Annotated in this window: 14 protein-coding genes and 1 pseudogene; 6 read left to right on the forward strand and 9 right to left on the reverse strand. The window is 31.4% G+C overall.

What is annotated here, in order from left to right:
- Positions 1-47: 47 nt before the first annotated feature.
- From HNQ03_RS15250 to HNQ03_RS15290, 9 genes and pseudogenes are all read right to left on the reverse strand, one after another.
- The gene (locus HNQ03_RS15250; protein WP_173780560.1) at positions 48-395 is read right to left on the reverse strand and encodes a DUF2147 domain-containing protein; all 348 of its coding nucleotides are present in this window, start codon (positions 393-395) and stop codon (positions 48-50) included.
- A 108-nt stretch (positions 396-503) separates the two neighbouring features.
- A complete protein-coding gene (locus HNQ03_RS15255) occupies positions 504-944 on the reverse strand; it encodes a PepSY-like domain-containing protein (RefSeq protein WP_173780561.1) in 441 nt (146 codons plus the stop codon).
- Between the two features lie 83 nt (positions 945-1,027).
- Complete coding sequence (locus HNQ03_RS15260; RefSeq protein WP_173780562.1) at positions 1,028-1,699, reverse strand: phosphatase PAP2 family protein; 672 nt, start codon at positions 1,697-1,699, stop codon at positions 1,028-1,030.
- A gap of 62 nt (positions 1,700-1,761) precedes the next feature.
- Positions 1,762-4,803 (reverse strand): efflux RND transporter permease subunit, encoded by a 3,042-nt coding sequence (locus tag HNQ03_RS15265; RefSeq protein ID WP_173780563.1) that lies wholly within the window; start codon positions 4,801-4,803, stop codon positions 1,762-1,764.
- A 176-nt stretch (positions 4,804-4,979) separates the two neighbouring features.
- The gene (locus HNQ03_RS15270; RefSeq protein WP_173780564.1) at positions 4,980-5,912 is read right to left on the reverse strand and encodes an efflux RND transporter periplasmic adaptor subunit; all 933 of its coding nucleotides are present in this window, start codon (positions 5,910-5,912) and stop codon (positions 4,980-4,982) included.
- Positions 5,909-7,171, reverse strand: coding sequence for a TolC family protein (locus tag HNQ03_RS15275; RefSeq protein ID WP_173780565.1), 1,263 nt, complete (start codon positions 7,169-7,171; stop codon positions 5,909-5,911). The genes HNQ03_RS15270 and HNQ03_RS15275 overlap by 4 nt, the downstream gene beginning before the upstream one ends.
- A gap of 68 nt (positions 7,172-7,239) precedes the next feature.
- Positions 7,240-8,490, reverse strand: coding sequence for a sensor histidine kinase (gene porY, locus HNQ03_RS15280; protein ID WP_173780566.1), 1,251 nt, complete (start codon positions 8,488-8,490; stop codon positions 7,240-7,242).
- Positions 8,491-8,572: 82 nt separating this feature from the next.
- Positions 8,573-9,250 carry a response regulator transcription factor gene (locus tag HNQ03_RS15285; RefSeq protein ID WP_173780567.1) on the reverse strand — a complete coding sequence of 226 codons (678 nt, stop codon included), beginning with the start codon at positions 9,248-9,250 and terminating at the stop codon, positions 8,573-8,575.
- 561 nt (positions 9,251-9,811) lie between these two features.
- Positions 9,812-10,146: pseudogene (locus HNQ03_RS15290) on the reverse strand (winged helix-turn-helix transcriptional regulator).
- A gap of 228 nt (positions 10,147-10,374) precedes the next feature.
- Here HNQ03_RS15290 and HNQ03_RS15295 point away from each other — a divergent pair.
- The 6 genes from HNQ03_RS15295 (at position 10,375) to HNQ03_RS15320 (ending at position 17,012) form a co-directional block, all read left to right on the forward strand.
- Complete coding sequence (locus HNQ03_RS15295) at positions 10,375-11,382, forward strand: zinc-binding alcohol dehydrogenase family protein (RefSeq protein WP_173780568.1); 1,008 nt, start codon at positions 10,375-10,377, stop codon at positions 11,380-11,382.
- A gap of 105 nt (positions 11,383-11,487) precedes the next feature.
- Positions 11,488-11,778, forward strand: coding sequence for a putative quinol monooxygenase (locus HNQ03_RS15300; protein WP_173780569.1), 291 nt, complete (start codon positions 11,488-11,490; stop codon positions 11,776-11,778).
- 625 nt (positions 11,779-12,403) lie between these two features.
- A complete protein-coding gene (locus HNQ03_RS16235) occupies positions 12,404-12,484 on the forward strand; it encodes a hypothetical protein (RefSeq protein ID WP_317170382.1) in 81 nt (26 codons plus the stop codon).
- Positions 12,485-13,690 carry a DNA cytosine methyltransferase gene (locus HNQ03_RS15310; protein ID WP_173780570.1) on the forward strand — a complete coding sequence of 402 codons (1,206 nt, stop codon included), beginning with the start codon at positions 12,485-12,487 and terminating at the stop codon, positions 13,688-13,690.
- Positions 13,690-16,020 carry a sensor histidine kinase gene (locus HNQ03_RS15315; protein WP_173780571.1) on the forward strand — a complete coding sequence of 777 codons (2,331 nt, stop codon included), beginning with the start codon at positions 13,690-13,692 and terminating at the stop codon, positions 16,018-16,020. The genes HNQ03_RS15310 and HNQ03_RS15315 overlap by 1 nt, the downstream gene beginning before the upstream one ends.
- Complete coding sequence (locus HNQ03_RS15320; RefSeq protein WP_173780572.1) at positions 16,017-17,012, forward strand: response regulator; 996 nt, start codon at positions 16,017-16,019, stop codon at positions 17,010-17,012. The genes HNQ03_RS15315 and HNQ03_RS15320 overlap by 4 nt, the downstream gene beginning before the upstream one ends.
- Positions 17,013-17,435 lie beyond the last annotated feature (423 nt).

Raw genomic sequence — 17,435 nt, forward strand, 5'->3', positions numbered from 1 at the left:
AAAATTAGCCAGCTTCAAAACGCATTTATTGAGGTTTGAAAGGTTGATTAAATTGAATAATTAGGTGGGAATTGAGTTTTTTCACAGCCTGACGTGTCCCAGGTTCTACCACTTGACGCATCGTAAATCTTACCATTTTCCCAGCGTTCATTTTCATTATTAAAACTCAAACCATTTAAAATATCCATTCCTATTACTTTCCGGCTGCGTAATTTTTCATCAGGATTATGTGTATCTATTCTTGTATTCATCGGTGTTCCGCTTCCCAAACGTTCATCAAACCAAATAACTTTTGCTTGATAATCATTGCCTTGTCTGTAAACTTGCACAGCAACACTTTTATCGGTTGCGATCCATTTTCCCAAGACTGCATCTTTTTTGGTTTGGGAATTCAAACAAATTGAAATTAAAAACAGGAAAAAAATAGTAGGTTTTATCATCATTAAAAGTTTTAAAAGTTAAAAAAAAAGCAGTCAAAATTAATTGACTGCTTTTACAATTTATTAGTCTTTTTCAATTTTTAAACTATTGAAACTTCCGTTTTCATTAAACAAAAGGTCGCCGCTTTTCACTTCTGCTTCGTAAACTACAGAACCATCTGCTTTCACGATTCTTGCGGCTTCTTTTATTTTACCGTATTTTTTTTGAGCAACATAAGAAATTACGCTTTTAGGTAATTCCGTTACTTTTAAAGAAGTTTCGGTTTCTTCTTTCATTCCAGATTTGCTGTAAGTTACAGACATATCTTTGTTGCCCATTTTAAATTCGGCTTCATAAGTGCCATGTTCATCATCCCATTTCACTTTTTTTACTTGTGGATAATCTTTTTTAAAGGCATTTTTTACTGCTACAGGAACTTCGTCCTTTTTGGACATTTGTTGTGCAGTTACTGTTCCTGCACCAAGTGCGAAAATGATTGATAGTACAATTGCTGATTTTTTCATTTTGATTTATATTAAAGTTTAGGATTGAACTTCTGTCAATCTCTAATACAAATCTGCGACATCAATCTGTGGACAATCTGAATTTACTGTTTTAAAGGAAATTTATTTTTGAATATAAAAATAATTAGAAATAGCCAACTGTATCCTAATGCAAATCCTGCAATCACATCACTGGGATAATGAACTCTTAAATAAATTCTGCTAATTCCAATTGCAAATGATAATAAAATTAAAAAAGTCATCATCAAAATTTTTAAGTATTTTGGAAACCTCGCAACCCACACTAAATAAGCAAGCGAACCATAAAATACAAAACTAAAAGTCGCATGTCCACTTGGAAAACTGAATCCGTTTTCAGGGTATAGCAAAGGATATGGTGGTCTTGCTCTTTCAAATATTCTTTTAAATGCAGATAATAAAAGTAAGGAACCACTCCCAGAAATTAAAAGAAATATAGACTCTCTTTTTAGTTTGAATAGAAAGAAAGAGACCACTATAATGGGAAAAAGGTACATCATCAATTTTGGTGAAGAAAAATCTGTGATGGTATTTACCACTTGATTCAACCGTTGATGAACAATAAAATTCTTAAAAAATAAAAAAATCGTTTCATCAAATCCTGTTTCTTTTTCTAAAACAATCTCATCAGTTATTCCAATGAAAGTAAACAATGAAATTGCAAAAAACACTATCGCTCCTAATAAATATGCCGATGCATTTTTATAATACTTTTTTAAGAATTGAATTATTTTCATTTTAAATTTTAATTTTTTTTTAAATAATATTCATAAAAAGTTTGTGAAATTTCTTTAAATAATTAAGAATCTGAAAGGTTTTGCTTTTCTTTAAAATTCACTTTATTCAGCAAAGTAGGAAATACAATTAAAAGCAAAGGCAAAGCAATAATAAATCCACCAATTACGGCAATTGCCAAAGGTTGATGCATTTGCGCACCAGTTCCAATTCCTAATGCGAGCGGCATTAATGCGATAATTGCACCTAAAGCCGTCATAAGTTTAGGGCGTAATCTTGTGCTGATTGAATAAATAATTGCACCTTCTCTTGATTTTTTTTCTAAACTTTCTTCAAATTGCAAATAAGTAAAAATGGCATTTTCGCCGATGATTCCCACCATCATTATTAATCCTGTGTAACTTCCCACATTTAATGGCGTGTTGGTTAAAAACAGCAAAATAAAACTGCCTGAAATTCCTAAAATGGAAACCAATAAAATTAAAAAAGCGACTTTTATATTTCTGAAAAGAAACAAAATAGTTGTGAAAACCAGCAAACTCGAAACGAATAAAATCAACAGTAATTCGCTGAAAGATTTTTGTTGTTCCGCATAAGCACCGCCATAAGAAACGCTGTAACCTGCAGGAAGTTTGATGTTTTTATCAATTTCTGTCTGAATTTTTTTAATGGTACCACCCAAATCGCCATTATCTAATCTTGCCGTTATAACACCCATATTTTGCAAATCTTCTCTTTCCACTTCCGCAGAACCTTCCAAAATTGAAACATTTGCAAATTCTTTCAGCGGTTTCAATTGTCCGTTTGGCAAAGAAATCATACTATTTTGAATTTGCTGAAGCGACGCATTGGATTGATTATTATACAAAATCCTGATTGGCGTAAACTGGTTTTTATCAAATAAATCTCCGACTGTATTTCCGCTTAAAATGGTTTGAGTTTGATACTGAAAATTCTGGGGCGAAATCTGATATTGCGCCAAAATTGAAAAATTTGGTTTAATTTGAATGGAAGGACCCGCAATTAAAATCCCATCAAAAACATCGGCAGTTCCTGAAGTTTTCTCTACAATTTTTGCAATTTGCTGGGAATAATTTTGAAGAGTAGGAACATCATTTCCAAAAACTTTAATCTCAATTGGTTGCGCAGAACTCATCAAATCACCGAGCATATCTGTAATAACTTGCCCGAAATCTACTGTTAATGGCAAACCAGTGGTTGCAATTTTTGCTCGAAGTTCGTCTGTAACTTCCTGCGTGGTTTTGGTTCGGTCTTTTTTTAAATTAATTAAATAATCACCGCGATTGGGTTCTGTGATGAAAAATCCCATTTGCGTTCCTGTTCTTCGGCTGTAGGCTTCAACTTGTGGATTGGCTTTAATAATTTTTTCAACTTCACGAAGTTCTCTATCAGTTTCTTCTAATGAAGTTCCGGGTGGCGAATTGTAATCCAGAACGATACTTCCTTCATCCATTTCGGGCAAAAAGCCTGTGGCAATATTTGGGATAATTAAACCTGTTGCCAAAACCAAAAGCCCCATAAAAACATAAGAGAAAATAGGTTTTCGGATGAAAAATCCAACCCATTTTCTTTCCTTTACATCGTGGTGAACTTCTTCCTTTTTTTCAGTTTTATTTTTAGATAAGAACAAATAAATTACTGGAAGCAAAAGCCAAGTCACAAAAAAAGAACTTACCAAAGTAATGATCATCGTGTTCGTCATTACTTTAAAATAAGCACCTGCAACACCACTCATCAACATAAATGGAAGAAAAATAACGATTGTACTTAATGATGAACCGACCATTGCTTTCAATAAATAATTGACGGCTTTTTGCACTAAAGTTTTGCTGTTTTCTTCGGGAAATTCTTCGTGGGTTCTATGAATTTGTTCTACAATTACAATCGCATCATCGATGATTAAACCAATTGCAGCAGCAATTGCGCCCAAAGTCATAATATTAAAAGTAGCACCTGTTGCATATAAAACAATTAAGGTAAGACAAATAGTAACTGGAATTGTAATTAATATAGTTGCACTTGCTTTCCAAGATTTTAAAAATAAAATAGCGACAACTATTGCCAATAAAAGCCCAATCCAAAGCGCATCTGTCACACTTTTTATGGAACTATTTACAAAATCGGCTTGCACATAATAAGGTTTTATGACCACATCTTTGGGCAAAGTTTTCTGCAAATCTGCAATTTTTGCTTCCATGGCTGCACCTACATCTACCACATTTGCGTTGGGTTGTTGCACTATTGCAATTAAAATGCTTTCCGTTCCGTTGGCATTTATTTTTATGTATTGTTTGGCTTTATGAACTTCAATTTTTGCAATATCTTTAAAATATATGGCTCTATTTTCATTATTTTTCAAAACTACATTTGCCAATTGGTCTAAATTGGTGATTTGCGAATCCGTCAACGTTAAATAAAGAAAATTATAATCTGAAGAATAACCGTTGGATTTTATAAAATTGGTTTGATTCAGCGCTGTTTCAATATCTTGGGGATTTAATCCCAATTGCGTCATTTTTTGTTGGTTCAAAATTGCCCAGAATTCTTTGTCTTCTCCACCAATTATTCCAATATTACTTACACCCGGAACTTGCGACAGAAAAGGTTTTATGGTATAAAGTGCGAGTTGTTTTAACGCGATTGGCGAAAGCGATGTGGAATTTAAAGTATAACCCATCACTGGCAAAATAGCAGGATTCATTTTTTCTACCGTTATGTTTGTATTCGGCGGAAGTTGATTTTTTATCTCATTAATTTTTGCTTCAATTTGCTGTTGGCTCAAATCTATATTTGCATTCCAATCCATAAACGCAGAAATCTCGCAACTTCCCCGGCTTGTTGTACTTTTTAATAATTTTAAATCTGGTACTAATTTTACGGCATTTTCCAAAGGTCTGGTTACAGCAACCGTCATTTGATCGATTGGCTGTTCGCCTGCTTCCGCAATTATTTTTATTTTCGGGAAGGTAATTTGCGGAAAAAGTGAAGATTTTATTTGGGTATAAGAAAATATGCCACCTAAAAGTAACAACAAAATCATTACTAAAAGCGGACTTTTATATTTTACAAAGAAAGATTTTTTCATTTAAATTTTGAGTGTTTTTTTAACCACAAAAGTCACAAAAGTTTTATGCTTAAAAGATTTATATTTCTAATTATTATAGTTCAAAAAAGAATAAAAATCAAAGATTTTTCAAAACTAATGTGCACTTATGTTTACTTTTTCACAGAAATTAAATTAAACTTATGTGTTTAAAAAAATTAATTCTCAACTTTTACTTTTGCATTATTTTCTAAACCATAATTTCCAGTAGAAATAATCTTGTCTTTTAAAGAAATATTTCCCGAAATAATCTGCACATAATTTTCGTTTTCAGTCCCTTTTACGACATCTATTTTTACAGCTGTATCATTATTTTTCAATTTCATCACCCAAAATTTAGTTTGAGTTTCATCCGTTAAAACTGCACTTTTTGGAACGTAAATTCCTATACCATTCTGCTGATTTTTTAAATCAATACTTACTATTAAATTTTCCGGAATAGAAACGTTGTCATTTGGTTTAACCAAAACCTGTTGCGTTTGAGAAACCGCATCTACAGAAGGCAATAATTTTGCAATATGTCCATCGATTGATTTTCCATCGGGCAAATTTATTTTTAAATTTTTATTATTGATCAGCATTTCGTGGTATTCATAGGGAACATTCATCACAAAACCGAAACTTGAAGAATCTGTAATTCCGGCTAAAATTTCGCCTTCCTGCACATAATCGCCAATTTGATGATTTAATAAATTAACATAACCAGTTGCTGGACAAATCACCGTTGTAACACCCGAAAAACGGAAAGATTTATCTAATTTATTGATGGTATTTCCCAACGCACGAGATTCTTTGGTCTGTACAGAAAATAACAATTGACCTTTCCGAACTTGATCGCCCAAATTGATTCTCATATTCGTGATATAACCTGTTGCATTGGCTTTCACATCAGATTTTAAAAGATAAGTTGCCGTTGCATTTATGGAAACTGAATTATTAATGGAAAGCGTATCCGTCGGGAAAACTACCGAAACTGGCGTTGCAGAATTTACGGGTGCATCCGCAATTGCAGTTTGACTTTCGTTTTTTTTGCAAGAAAAAATTGAAAATGCAATTGTAAAAATGAGTGCTAATTTTAATATTTTTATCATTGTAAAATCATATTTTGAAGTTGATTTTCTAAACGCAAAACCTGCATTTTGTACTGCAAAAGTCCGCTTTTCAGGTTGGTGTAATTGGTAATTGCCAAAATAAAATCTACCATTTTCACATCGCCTGTTGGCAATTGTTTGAGGTGGGCTTCTATCAAAGTTTTAGAATATTTCATTTGATTTTCCGCAAGATTTACCATATTTTGATAGTTAGAAATTTGCTTTTTTATTTGCAATTTCTGCTGATTGTATTGTTTTAAATAAAATGAAGCGTAGTCTTTTTTTGTTTCCAGTTCTATTTTCTTTTGAGAGATAGAAAGTTCTCTTTGATGCCCATCATAAATGGGAATATTCAAAGAAATTCCTGCGCTTACACCAAAGTTTTTATATGGCGTTTGAATTAAAGTCGAAGAATAACCGCCGTCTGCAAATACAGAAATTTTCGGTTGATAATTGTAATTAATCATTTGAATATCGTTTGCCAATTTTAAACTGTCTGCTTTAAAGGATTGAGAATAAACACTTTCGTCAAAATTTAGGGATTCTTGCAAACCTAAATTTGGTTTTTGCAAAGTGGAAGTTTCAACTTCATCTCTTCCAGAAATATATTGAAGCATGCCAAAATTATTTTGAAAATCTGCTAAATGTTGTTTCTGAAGCAATTCTATTTGTTGTTGAGAAACTTTAAAAGTAAGATAATCTGTTTGGCGAAAAACCGATTTTTGAGTAAGTGTTTTTAAAATTAGATCTTCCTGTGAAAAAATATGAATAATCTCCGTATCAATTTTCAACTGCTCTTGATTTTCATATGCCAAGAGATATTGTTCTGTAATGGCTCTTTTGAGATTTAAAACCGATAAATTTTTCTGATTTAATAATTGCTGAATAGAGAGTGAAAAGGAATTCAGTTTTGCATTGTAGTTTTTCTTACTACTAAAATCTCGCGAAACCCTTCCTAAAAGTGCAAGATTATTTCCATTGATGGTAGAATTCCCATTATAACCCCAGTTTTGTATTTGTGGCGAAAAGGAAGCATCTGCAATTCCGTTTACTTTAAATCCAAAATCTCGGCGCAATTTTATACTGTCAATGCTTGTAAGCTTTATTTGATTATTAAAATCTTTTAAATTGGGATTATTCAGTTGTGCCGATTCCAAATAATAATCAAGTGTATTTTCACTTTGTGCTTTGATAAATGTAGAATTAATCAATGCGAAAAGCAGAATGAGAAGTATTTTATATTTAAAAGGGCTTTGCATTATATTTCAATTCTTGATGTAAGGTTCAAAAGTAAAATTTAATTCTGTGTAAAATCTGAATTAATGTGTTATTGCTTTAAATGAAAAAAATGTCGTTCATTTTTAAACTCGTAATTCAATTTTAAATCAAAAGAAACTGCTATTTGATGCGCAATTTCTAAACCTAAACCTGTACTATTTTCTTGTTTGCTTTGGCGTTGAAATCTTTTAAATAATTTAGTTTCATCTAAAGAATTTCCATTAGATTGGTTAGAAATTGACATTGAATTTTCGGTAAAAAGCAATTCTACAGAACTGTCTTTTGGGGCATATTTCAAAGCATTTAAAAGCAAATTATTTACTAAAATTTCCGCTAAACTATCATCTATTTTAACAATAAAAAATCGGGACAATTGCGTTTTTAGGTCAATATTTTTGAATTTAATTTGTTCCTGATAATTTTTAAAAAAATCTTCTGCCAAACGGTTCAAATTTACATCTTGAATATCATTAAACTGTTTATTCTCAATTTTTGAAAGCAATAACAAGGATTTATTCAATCGCGTCATTCTACTTGTTGCACCAGAAATATTTTCTAAAATTTCGGCTTGTTCTTCCGAAATATCTTCAGTTTGCCAAAACAATTCTACATTATTTTGCAAAATTGCCAATGGTGTTTGCAATTCGTGAGATGCGTTTTCTGTAAACTCTTTTTGAGATTGATAAACCTTTTGATTCACCGCAGATAAAGCGTTTAAAGATTGATTCAAATCACTAAATTCATTAATATTAGATTTTTCTAAATTTAAACCTTGTAAATCATCAACCCGAAAATTCTTCAATTCTTCAATGGTTTTATAAAATGGTTTCCAGATTTTCTCTCGGATGTGCGTATTGATGAGTAATAATGTAATTGTTAAAATCAGCAAAATAGTGATCAACATTAGCAAAATATTCTTCATCAAATCTTCTCGTTCTACCAAAGATTCTGTAATTGTAATGTTATAAGTAGTGCCATCTACCTTGGTTGGAAACTGCAACGTGCGAAAAGAATCTGTCTCATCTTCTTTTGCATTGTAAATTTCTTGGGTATAAATACTGTCTGCTATTAGTTTTTTGGGATTTTTTTTGATGGTAATTTCATCTTGAAAGTACACCATCTTTTCCACAGGCATTTCCTTTAATTTTTCAACAACAGAAGATTTGCGTTCTTCCAACTGCTCGTCTAAATTATTTTGTAAAACATTTTCGATAACGAAGTAAAAAATAGGAATAGAAATAAGCATTACCAAAACGGTAACACCAATGTAACGGTATGAAATGTAATGCGTTAATTTCATTTGGATTTTTTAATTTTTTTAAAGGTCAAATGGAATCGCCTATCTTGATTACTTTTATTTACCAAAAAGAGTAATGGCGATTTCATTTCGATTCAATTTTATAGCCCATTCCGTACACCGATTTAATGCAATCTTGCGCACCAAAATGTGCCAATTTCTTCTTTATATTTTTAATGTGTGCATAAAGGAAATCAAAATTATCAAAGAAATCAATATTATCTTCGGCGATATGTTCTGCAATAGCGTTTTTGGAAACAATCTTGTTTTTATTTACGCTTAAATAGAGTAAAATATCATATTCTTTTCTCGTAAAATCTATCATTTTTGAGTTGACAGAAATAGATTTTGCATCCGTATCTATTTCTAAATCATTTATTTTAATTACTGAACTTCCTTGAAATTGTCTTCGTCTAATCACCGAAGAAATCCGAGCACCCAGTTCCGATAAATGAAATGGTTTTGCTAAATAATCATCTGCACCTAATTGCAATCCTGAAATTTTATCATCCAAAGAATTTTTTGCAGAAATAATGATGACACCATCAGATTTATTTTCTTCTTTCAGAAATTTTAGTAATTCTAAACCATTTCCATCGGGCAAAGTAATGTCTAATAAAATACAATCATAATCAAATGTCTCTAACTTTTCTTGTGCTGACTCAAAATCTTCTGCCAGATCACAACTGTACTTTTCATCTTTTAAATAAGAAAAAATACTTTTGCTCAACTGAACTTCATCTTCTATTATTAAGATTTTCATTGAAATTTTTTAGCAATTTAAAATGCAATACTGAATAAATACTGAATTTGATTTAAAGTTAGAATAAAAGTAATGAAAAAATAATTTATAGTTAAAATCTAATAAAACATTTTAGTCCCTGTTTCAATAATCAGGGACTAAAATCGGGATTGTCTATTGGGATGTATGATTATCTATTGGGATATAAATCTTCATAAAGGGCTGGTTTTAAATAAATTGAGTGTTTATTGGGTTCTATTGGGATATGCTCAAAGTCCCTCTCTCTCCGCAAACAAGTCTGTAAATCTAGTATTTACAGACTTTTTTCTTTTCTAAGGACTAAAACAGGGACTGAATTTTTTTATTTTTTTTATTTTAAATATTTATTTTTATCCAAAACAATCTGTTAAATAGCGTTTTATAAATTTAAAAGTTCACAACGCAACATTTTAATGTTTATTTAAGTCTGATCAAAAGAAATCACTTTGTAAAAGCGTAGATCTTCCATCAATTTTCAGAAGAGAATTCAGCGTAATTTCGTACTTTTTATTGGTAAAAAATTCTACGGAACTAAATAAGATCTTATTTTTTCTGATTCTCTACCGTTTGAACTCCCCACTCTGCAATAGATTGAATAACCGGAATTAAAGTTTTACCAAAATCGGTTAACGAATATTCCACTTTTAAGGGTGGTTTGGAAGTGTACACTTTTCTTTTTACTAAATTATCTTCTTCAAAAGTTTTTAATTGCAAACTTAAAGTACGTTCGGTAACTGTTGGTATTTTTTTATTAATTCATTGTAGCGAAGTTTACCATCAATTCGATGAAACAAGATGACCGTTTATCACTTCCCTCCTATTAATCCCATCGGTAAACTGGCACAACAAGGATATTCTGTTCCGTTACTTATATGCATCCTAGTAATTAAATTAATAATTTAAATAAAGTGCAAACATAAGTACTATAATTATTTTCACAACTATACTTTTTATAGTAAAATTTCATAATTATAATATATTGACAATGTTATACTTATGATAAATTTTACCTACTATCCTTTCTGACCGTTCTTGTGAGTTTCAATTACTACACTTACTTTTGCTGCTATAAAAATGATAGTATAATTAATTAACAAAATAAAATTATGAAAGCAATTGGATATAAAGAAAATTTACCTGTAGAAAATGTAAAATCACTACAAGACGTAACCGTAGAAACGCCTAAAGCAACTGGAAGAGATATTCTTGTCGAAATCAAAGCCATCTCCGTAAACCCTGCTGATTATAAAGTACGTGCCAATATGCCTGCAGATGGTGACAACTGGAAAATCATTGGTTGGGATGCTACCGGAATCGTGAAAGAAGTGGGTGAAAACGTGACTTTGTTTAAAGTTGGAGACGAAGTAATGTACGCAGGTGACATCACACGCCAAGGAAGTTATGCCGAATATCAAGTGGTAGACGAGCGCATTGTGGGTAAAAAACCTTCAAGTTTATCGTATGCCGAAGCTGCTGCTTTACCATTGACCTCTCTTACTGCTTACGAAATGTTGTTTGACCGATTAGAAGTGGCTAAGGATGACGCTAACAAATCAATTTTGGTTATTGGTGCTGCTGGTGGTGTGGGATCTATTTTGGTTCAATTGGCTAAGAAATTGACAAAACTAAAAATTGTAGGAACCGCTTCACGTGAAGAAACGACGGATTGGTTGAAAGAATTGGGTGCAGATACCGTAATCAACCACCAAAATAAATTGAGCGAAGAATTCGAAAAATACAAGCTTGCCGCTCCAGATTATATTGTAAGCTTAAATGCTACCGAACAACATGCTGAAGAGATTGTAAAAGTGATTAAACCACAAGGAAAATTTGGTTTTATTGATGATCCAAAATCGTTCAACATCATGCCTTTCAAAGCGAAATCGGTTTCTACGCACTGGGAATTTATGTTTACACGTTCGATGTTTCAAACAGAAGACATGATTGGTCAACACAATATCTTGAACGAAGTAGCCACTTTGATTGACAACGGAACCATTAAAACAACCTTAGGTGAGAATTTCGGAACCATCAACGCCGAAAACTTGCGTAAAGCCCATGCCTTCTTGGAAACAGGAAAAGCAAAAGGTAAAATTGTTCTGGAAGGGTTTTAATATATTTACAACAAAAAGGTATTACCTTAAAAATAACATAATGTTAAAGTAGGCAATTAAGCCATCTGAAAGATGTAATTTTGTTACCATAAAAATAAATAAATCATGAGTAAAATAACTGTTGTGGCTAAAATTGTAGCCAAAGAAGAAAATAGAGAATTGGTTAAAACCGAATTACTAAAACTAGTTGCCAGTAGTGTTCAAGAAGCGGGTTGTATCAACTACAACTGCCTTCAAGACAATGACGACGCCAATACATTTACAATGTACGAGAACTGGAAAGATGCAGAGGCACTTGCTGTACACTCTGCAACGCCTCATTATGTAGCGTTCCAAACTGCGGCCAAAGATGCTATTGCCGAATTTGCAGTGAATAAAATGACTATGCTTGCATAAGCAATACAAGATTTAATTTGAAAATGGAGCTTTTGCGACCAATGTGAATACATGGTCCAAAAGCTTCTTTTTTTTTTGGAGCTATTTCCAGCTATCCGTTACAATCTTTTGGCAAGGCTGAAAAACGCCTTCCCAAAAGGATTTTCACTGCTATCTGGGCTAGGGATTTTGGGGATCTTAGATGATTATTTTCTAAATTTAAATTTCTGCCTTTCTTATTGTAATTCTATTTACTACTATAAGTTTTAAATAAAAACGTTATTCTCATTTATTGTAATAAAAATATTAGTTTTATATTTGTAGCGGGTATGCAGGCGTTGCTAGCAAATTGAAAAAAGTTTCACCGCACTGTTAAGCGCATTTTATTTTGCTCGTGACTCATAAAATAAGAAGAGCTTGCCTTTTCCGTCGCTACCTAGACTAAAAACATCTTGAGAAATGTAAATGTTATTAGTAATAAGTTAATATATTTGCATATAACACAAATTAATTGGCTAAAGTGGAAATAAATAGAATCAAAGTTGCACTCGCAGAAACCAGAACTAAAAACAAATGGTTAGCAGAGAAACTATAGAAAGATGAATCTACTATATCGCAATGGTGTACTAATGCCAGACAACCATCTTTGGAAAATTTATTAAATATTGCTAATGTTTTAGATATTGACATTAGAGAATTACTATACTCAACAAAAGAAAGAGATTAAATGAACAACTCTAAAACATATATAGACCTGTTCTCGGGTTGCGGAGGACTTTCTCTTGGTTTACATAACGCTGGATGGAAAGGTGCTTTTGCAATTGAAAAAAGTGAAGATGCTTTCAAGACTCTTGAACATAATTTAATTAAAAAGAAAAAGCATTTTGATTGGCCAAGTTGGTTAGATCAAAAACATCATGACATCAATCAAGTTTTAGAGGACCATTCTGAAAACCTAATCGCTTTAAGAGGTAAAATAGATTTAGTCGCAGGTGGACCACCTTGCCAAGGATTTTCAATGGCTGGAAGAAGAATAGAAAATGACTCTAGAAATGATTTAATCAATTCCTACATTAAATTTATTGACTTGGTAAAACCTAAATTAATATTTTTTGAAAATGTTAAGGGTTTTACCCAAGGTTTTAAAAAGAACGACCAAAAAGGAAGAGCTTACTCATTATATGTAATTGAAGAACTGAAAAAGAAAGGTTATACAGTTCAAGGACATCTTATAAACTTTGCTGATTATGGAGTTCCTCAAAAAAGAACACGATTTATTTTAGTTGGGATTCAAAATGAATTTGTAGAAAAAAATTCAAACATAAATAAAGAAACTTTCTTTGAACAAATTAAAAACAATAAAGCAAACTTCTTAATTAACAAAAACCTTACTGTAAATCCATCTTTAGAAAATGCAATTTCTGACTTGCTTCAATCTAATGGGCAAATAGAATCCGAAACACCGAACTTTAAAGCTGGTATTTATGGGCAAATAGAATCGAAATATCAAAAACACCTACGAAAATATAAAAAACAAGAAAGCAAAGTAGATAGTCACAGGTTTGCAAAACATACGGACGTAGTTAAGAATAGATTTCAAATTGCTTTAGACGAAAAACTAACTAGCTCAACTTATAGAGAAAGATTTAAACTAAAAAAGAGTAGTACAAAAATATTAGAAGCAAACAAACCTACACCTACTATTACTACATTACCAGATGATTACATTCATTACTGTGAACCAAGAATAATGACAGTTCGTGAATATGCACGTATTCAATCATTTCCTGACACTTATCAGTTTAAAGGAAAATATACAACTGGAGGAAAAAGAAGAACACAGGAGGTTCCTAGATATTCACAAATTGGAAATGCAATTCCACCATTATTTGGTGAACAAGCAGGTTTAGTTTTAAAACAGCTTATATCGTAATGCAGAAAACACCATTACAATTTAAAATTAGTTCTGCATTAAAGAACATCATAGGAAGTGACTTAATAAGTGATGATTTCATTGCTGTATTCGAACTCGTAAAAAATTCTTATGATGCTCACGCAACAAAAGTTGAAATAACATTTGAAAATATTTATTCCGATACTGCCAAAATCATAATTAAAGATAATGGTAAAGGAATGAATTATGATGATTTAATTAACAAATGGCTTTTTGTAGCTTACTCTGCTAAAAAAGAAGGAACGGAGGAAGATAGTTATGACTATCGGGATAAAATCAAAGTAAAACGTGCATACGCAGGAGCAAAAGGGATTGGGAGATTTTCTTGTGATAGGCTAGGTGGCGAATTATATCTAGAGACAATTAAAGATGAAAAGAAAGCAAAGGTCGAAACTTTGCTTACAGAATGGGATAAATTTGAAGGAAATTTAAAGGAAGAGTTTGTAAATATTAGTGTTATTCACGAAACAATATCCAAGAGTAACTATAATATCGACCACGGAACTATTTTAGAGATTTCAAATTTAAAAAGTCAATGGGATAGGAAAAAATTCCTTGATTTAAAAAATGCCTTGGCCAAATTAATTAACCCAAATACTCAAACGAAAGAAGATGTTTTTGAGATAATTCTTGATGTCAGTGCTGAGTTAAAAGAAGATAATGAGAACTCTGAATACAATGATATTGTAAACGGCAAAGTTCAAAATTTGATTTTTGAAACTCTAGATTTAAAAACAACAAAACTTGTTTCGAATATTTCCGATTCTAATCCTTCAGAAATTCAAACATCTTTATTTGAAGGAGGCAAGTTAGTATATAAGATTTATGAAAACAATCCATTTGAAAAACTGTCAAATGTAGAGTGCGAAATTTATTATTTAAATCGTTCCGCTAAAGCAACATTTACAAGAAGAATGGGTGTTGAGCCTGTCAACTATGGTCATATATACGTTTATAAAAATGGGATTCGAATTTACCCGTATGGTGATAGGTCAGAAGACCCATTAAAAATGGATAACAGAAAAGCCCAAGGTAGAACCAGATATCTAGGAACTAGGGAAGTTATTGGCTATATAGGAATTAATGAACCTAATGAAAACTTAAGAGAAACTACCAGCAGAGGTGATGGCCTTTTAAAGACAAAAGAATACTTTGAACTAATTGATTGGTTTTACCAAAATGTCAAAAGAATTGAAAAATACATTATCGACATTGTAGATTGGGGGAATTTTTTATCTGAAGATGATTTTATAAACTTCAATAACAGCTTTACAAAAGGCGAAGGAGACAAACAAGAATTAAAAAATGTTAATGAAAATCTCATAAAGCTAATAGAATCACTTTCCTCTTCGAAAAACATTAAATCTGTTGAACTATCACCTAATATCCTTGATATTCTCGAACAAAAAAGCGAAAAATCTGTTCAGAAATCATTAAAAAATATTTCTACTTCAATAGAAAGTGAAAAGTTCGATAAAAAGGAAGTTCTCGAGAAAATAAAGGAGGCAAGTAAAAAACTTGAAAAGCTCAAGAAATCAAAAGATGAAGCTGAGGATGAAGCTTTTGAAAAGTTGATTAAAAATGAAGAACTATCTACAGAGATTGAAAAAAAGAATGAACAATTATCAATTCGGAATTCTATTGATGCACAGGATATAGAAAATGTAACAAACCTACATCATCAAGTATTTGTGGTTTCTGACACTATCAGTTCGATTCTGGATGAAATGCACAATATGATTTCATTAGGAGAGGGAATTGATGAAGATGAGCTTAAACAGTTTATTGATGAACTTACACTAGAAAACAGTAAGGTAGAATCATTATCAAGGTTTGGAATGCGTGCCATTTTCGAAGACTTTAACTCAGTTAAAGAAAATAGTCTGCCCGATTTTATAAATGATTATGTCGATAAGATTTCAAACTACTTCAAAAACAGTAAGGTCAATGTTGTTTTCAATCAGTTATCAAAAGACGATTTTGAGACTCAATTTAGACCTTTGGATGTTTCCATTATAATAGATAATATGATTAATAATGCGAAAAAACATTCTGCAAAAGAGCTAACGATTACAACTAAAAATATTGACAAATCAACTCTTCAATTTACATTTAAAGATAATGGTATTGGATTTCACAATAGCATCAGTGAAATAAAAGAAATATTTAAACCTGGTTTTTCAACAACCAAAAGTACTGGTCTTGGTTTGTTTCATATTAGTAATATTCTAAAAGCATACAAGTGGGATATTAAAGTTAATGAGAAATATAAAGAGGGTGCTGAATTCATAATAACTATAAAGAGATGAACCTAGGATACAAAATATTATGGTTTGAAGATGAACCAGCTTCATTTAAGGCTAAAAACAGACTTGTAAAAAGAATTGTCGAAAACTTTGGCTTCAACTATCCCGAACCAAGAAATGAAATTGATGGTGCAAATATTGAAACCATCAATTTTGCTCAATACGACTTGATAATATCGGACTTAAAGCTGAGTAACGTAAAAGGAACTGCATTATTAGATATAATTAGGGATAAAGGAATTTATACTGAAGTTATTTTTTATTCATCTATTGGTGAATCAGCACTAAGGGAAGAATTGAAAAAATTTGAAATTGATGGCGTTTATTGTGCTGATAGGACTAATGATAATTTTAAAGAAAAAGTCGAAAAGGTTATTGAAACAACCATCAAGAAAGTTCAAGACGTAAATAATACTAGAGGCTTAGTCATTGCAGAAACAATTCTATTAGAAAAGAAAATTGAAAGTGTCTTATTGGGTTACTTTAATGAGACAGAAAAAATTCTTGATGAACAAAAAGGGGAACTACTAAAAAGTATACACTCTAAAAAAGTAACTAGACATATAGCCGACATTGAGGAATTAGAGAAGGTTGATTTTAAAGATGTAAAGAGTTTAATTGAAAAAGACATCTTAACTGCTTCAAACAGTTTTGACGCCATTCATAGCATTTTAAAAGGCAAAATTAAAGAGTTCGGAGCTCAAATGTCAGTAAAAGGAATGTCTGCTGAATTAAGGACTGAAATTGAACAAAAACGGGAAGGATTAAAAACCATAAAAACTGAATTAAATAATTTCAGAGACGAAATTTTAAAGATTCGCAATACATTAGCACACGTAGTAGAAGAATTTGGCGAAGATGGTATTTCGTACCTTAATAGTTTAAACGCAGATGGAGCAGTAATCAAATTTGATAATGCTGAATATATTAGAATCCGAAAGAATTTTATAAAGCATAATATTAATTTAGATTCGATTATTGAGCATCTGAAATAGCGAACTCAGCTGTGCGAAGTCTCCTGACTTCGTATCCATTCCTATTTGCAATTGCAATATAACCAACTTTCTATCACTAATCAAACATAAAGCACAACTCTCGCTGTGCTTTATGTTTGTATATTATTGTTTACTCATTGTTGTGGGTACGAAGTCAGAGACATTTGCGCAGCGAGAAATCAGTTAATTTAAAATCCATCCGATTTAGAAAATAGTACAATTGCAAAATCGAGCGAAGTCAATAATCAATAATAGATTTCGACTTCGCTCGATTGTATACTAATAGATTGTTTTTTAGATCTTAAAATCAACTTTTAGAAAGTCATAGTAATTAGTCAGCCATTAAAAACTATTTAAACAACTGATTAATAGTTATTTAGAAGTTATAAAGTTTGTTTATATCTGCAAGAAAACGTATCTTTA

Source organism: Frigoriflavimonas asaccharolytica, assembly GCF_013294015.1.
Taxonomy (GTDB): domain Bacteria; phylum Bacteroidota; class Bacteroidia; order Flavobacteriales; family Weeksellaceae; genus Frigoriflavimonas; species Frigoriflavimonas asaccharolytica.

Excerpts from the sequence above, each read along its gene's own strand:
- HNQ03_RS15285 (WP_173780567.1), bottom strand. The coding sequence starts at position 9,250 with ATGAAAATCTTAATAATAGAAGATGAAGTTCAGTTGAGCAAAAGTATT.
- HNQ03_RS15315 (WP_173780571.1), top strand. The coding sequence starts at position 13,690 with ATGCAGAAAACACCATTACAATTTAAAATTAGTTCTGCATTAAAGAAC.
- porY (WP_173780566.1), bottom strand. The coding sequence starts at position 8,490 with ATGAAATTAACGCATTACATTTCATACCGTTACATTGGTGTTACCGTT.
- HNQ03_RS15275 (WP_173780565.1), bottom strand. The coding sequence starts at position 7,171 with ATGCAAAGCCCTTTTAAATATAAAATACTTCTCATTCTGCTTTTCGCA.
- HNQ03_RS15270 (WP_173780564.1), bottom strand. The coding sequence starts at position 5,912 with ATGATAAAAATATTAAAATTAGCACTCATTTTTACAATTGCATTTTCA.
- HNQ03_RS15265 (WP_173780563.1), bottom strand. The coding sequence starts at position 4,803 with ATGAAAAAATCTTTCTTTGTAAAATATAAAAGTCCGCTTTTAGTAATG.
- HNQ03_RS15300 (WP_173780569.1), top strand. The coding sequence starts at position 11,488 with ATGAGTAAAATAACTGTTGTGGCTAAAATTGTAGCCAAAGAAGAAAAT.
- HNQ03_RS15310 (WP_173780570.1), top strand. The coding sequence starts at position 12,485 with ATGAACAACTCTAAAACATATATAGACCTGTTCTCGGGTTGCGGAGGA.
- HNQ03_RS15320 (WP_173780572.1), top strand. The coding sequence starts at position 16,017 with ATGAACCTAGGATACAAAATATTATGGTTTGAAGATGAACCAGCTTCA.
- HNQ03_RS15295 (WP_173780568.1), top strand. The coding sequence starts at position 10,375 with ATGAAAGCAATTGGATATAAAGAAAATTTACCTGTAGAAAATGTAAAA.
- HNQ03_RS15260 (WP_173780562.1), bottom strand. The coding sequence starts at position 1,699 with ATGAAAATAATTCAATTCTTAAAAAAGTATTATAAAAATGCATCGGCA.
- HNQ03_RS15255 (WP_173780561.1), bottom strand. The coding sequence starts at position 944 with ATGAAAAAATCAGCAATTGTACTATCAATCATTTTCGCACTTGGTGCA.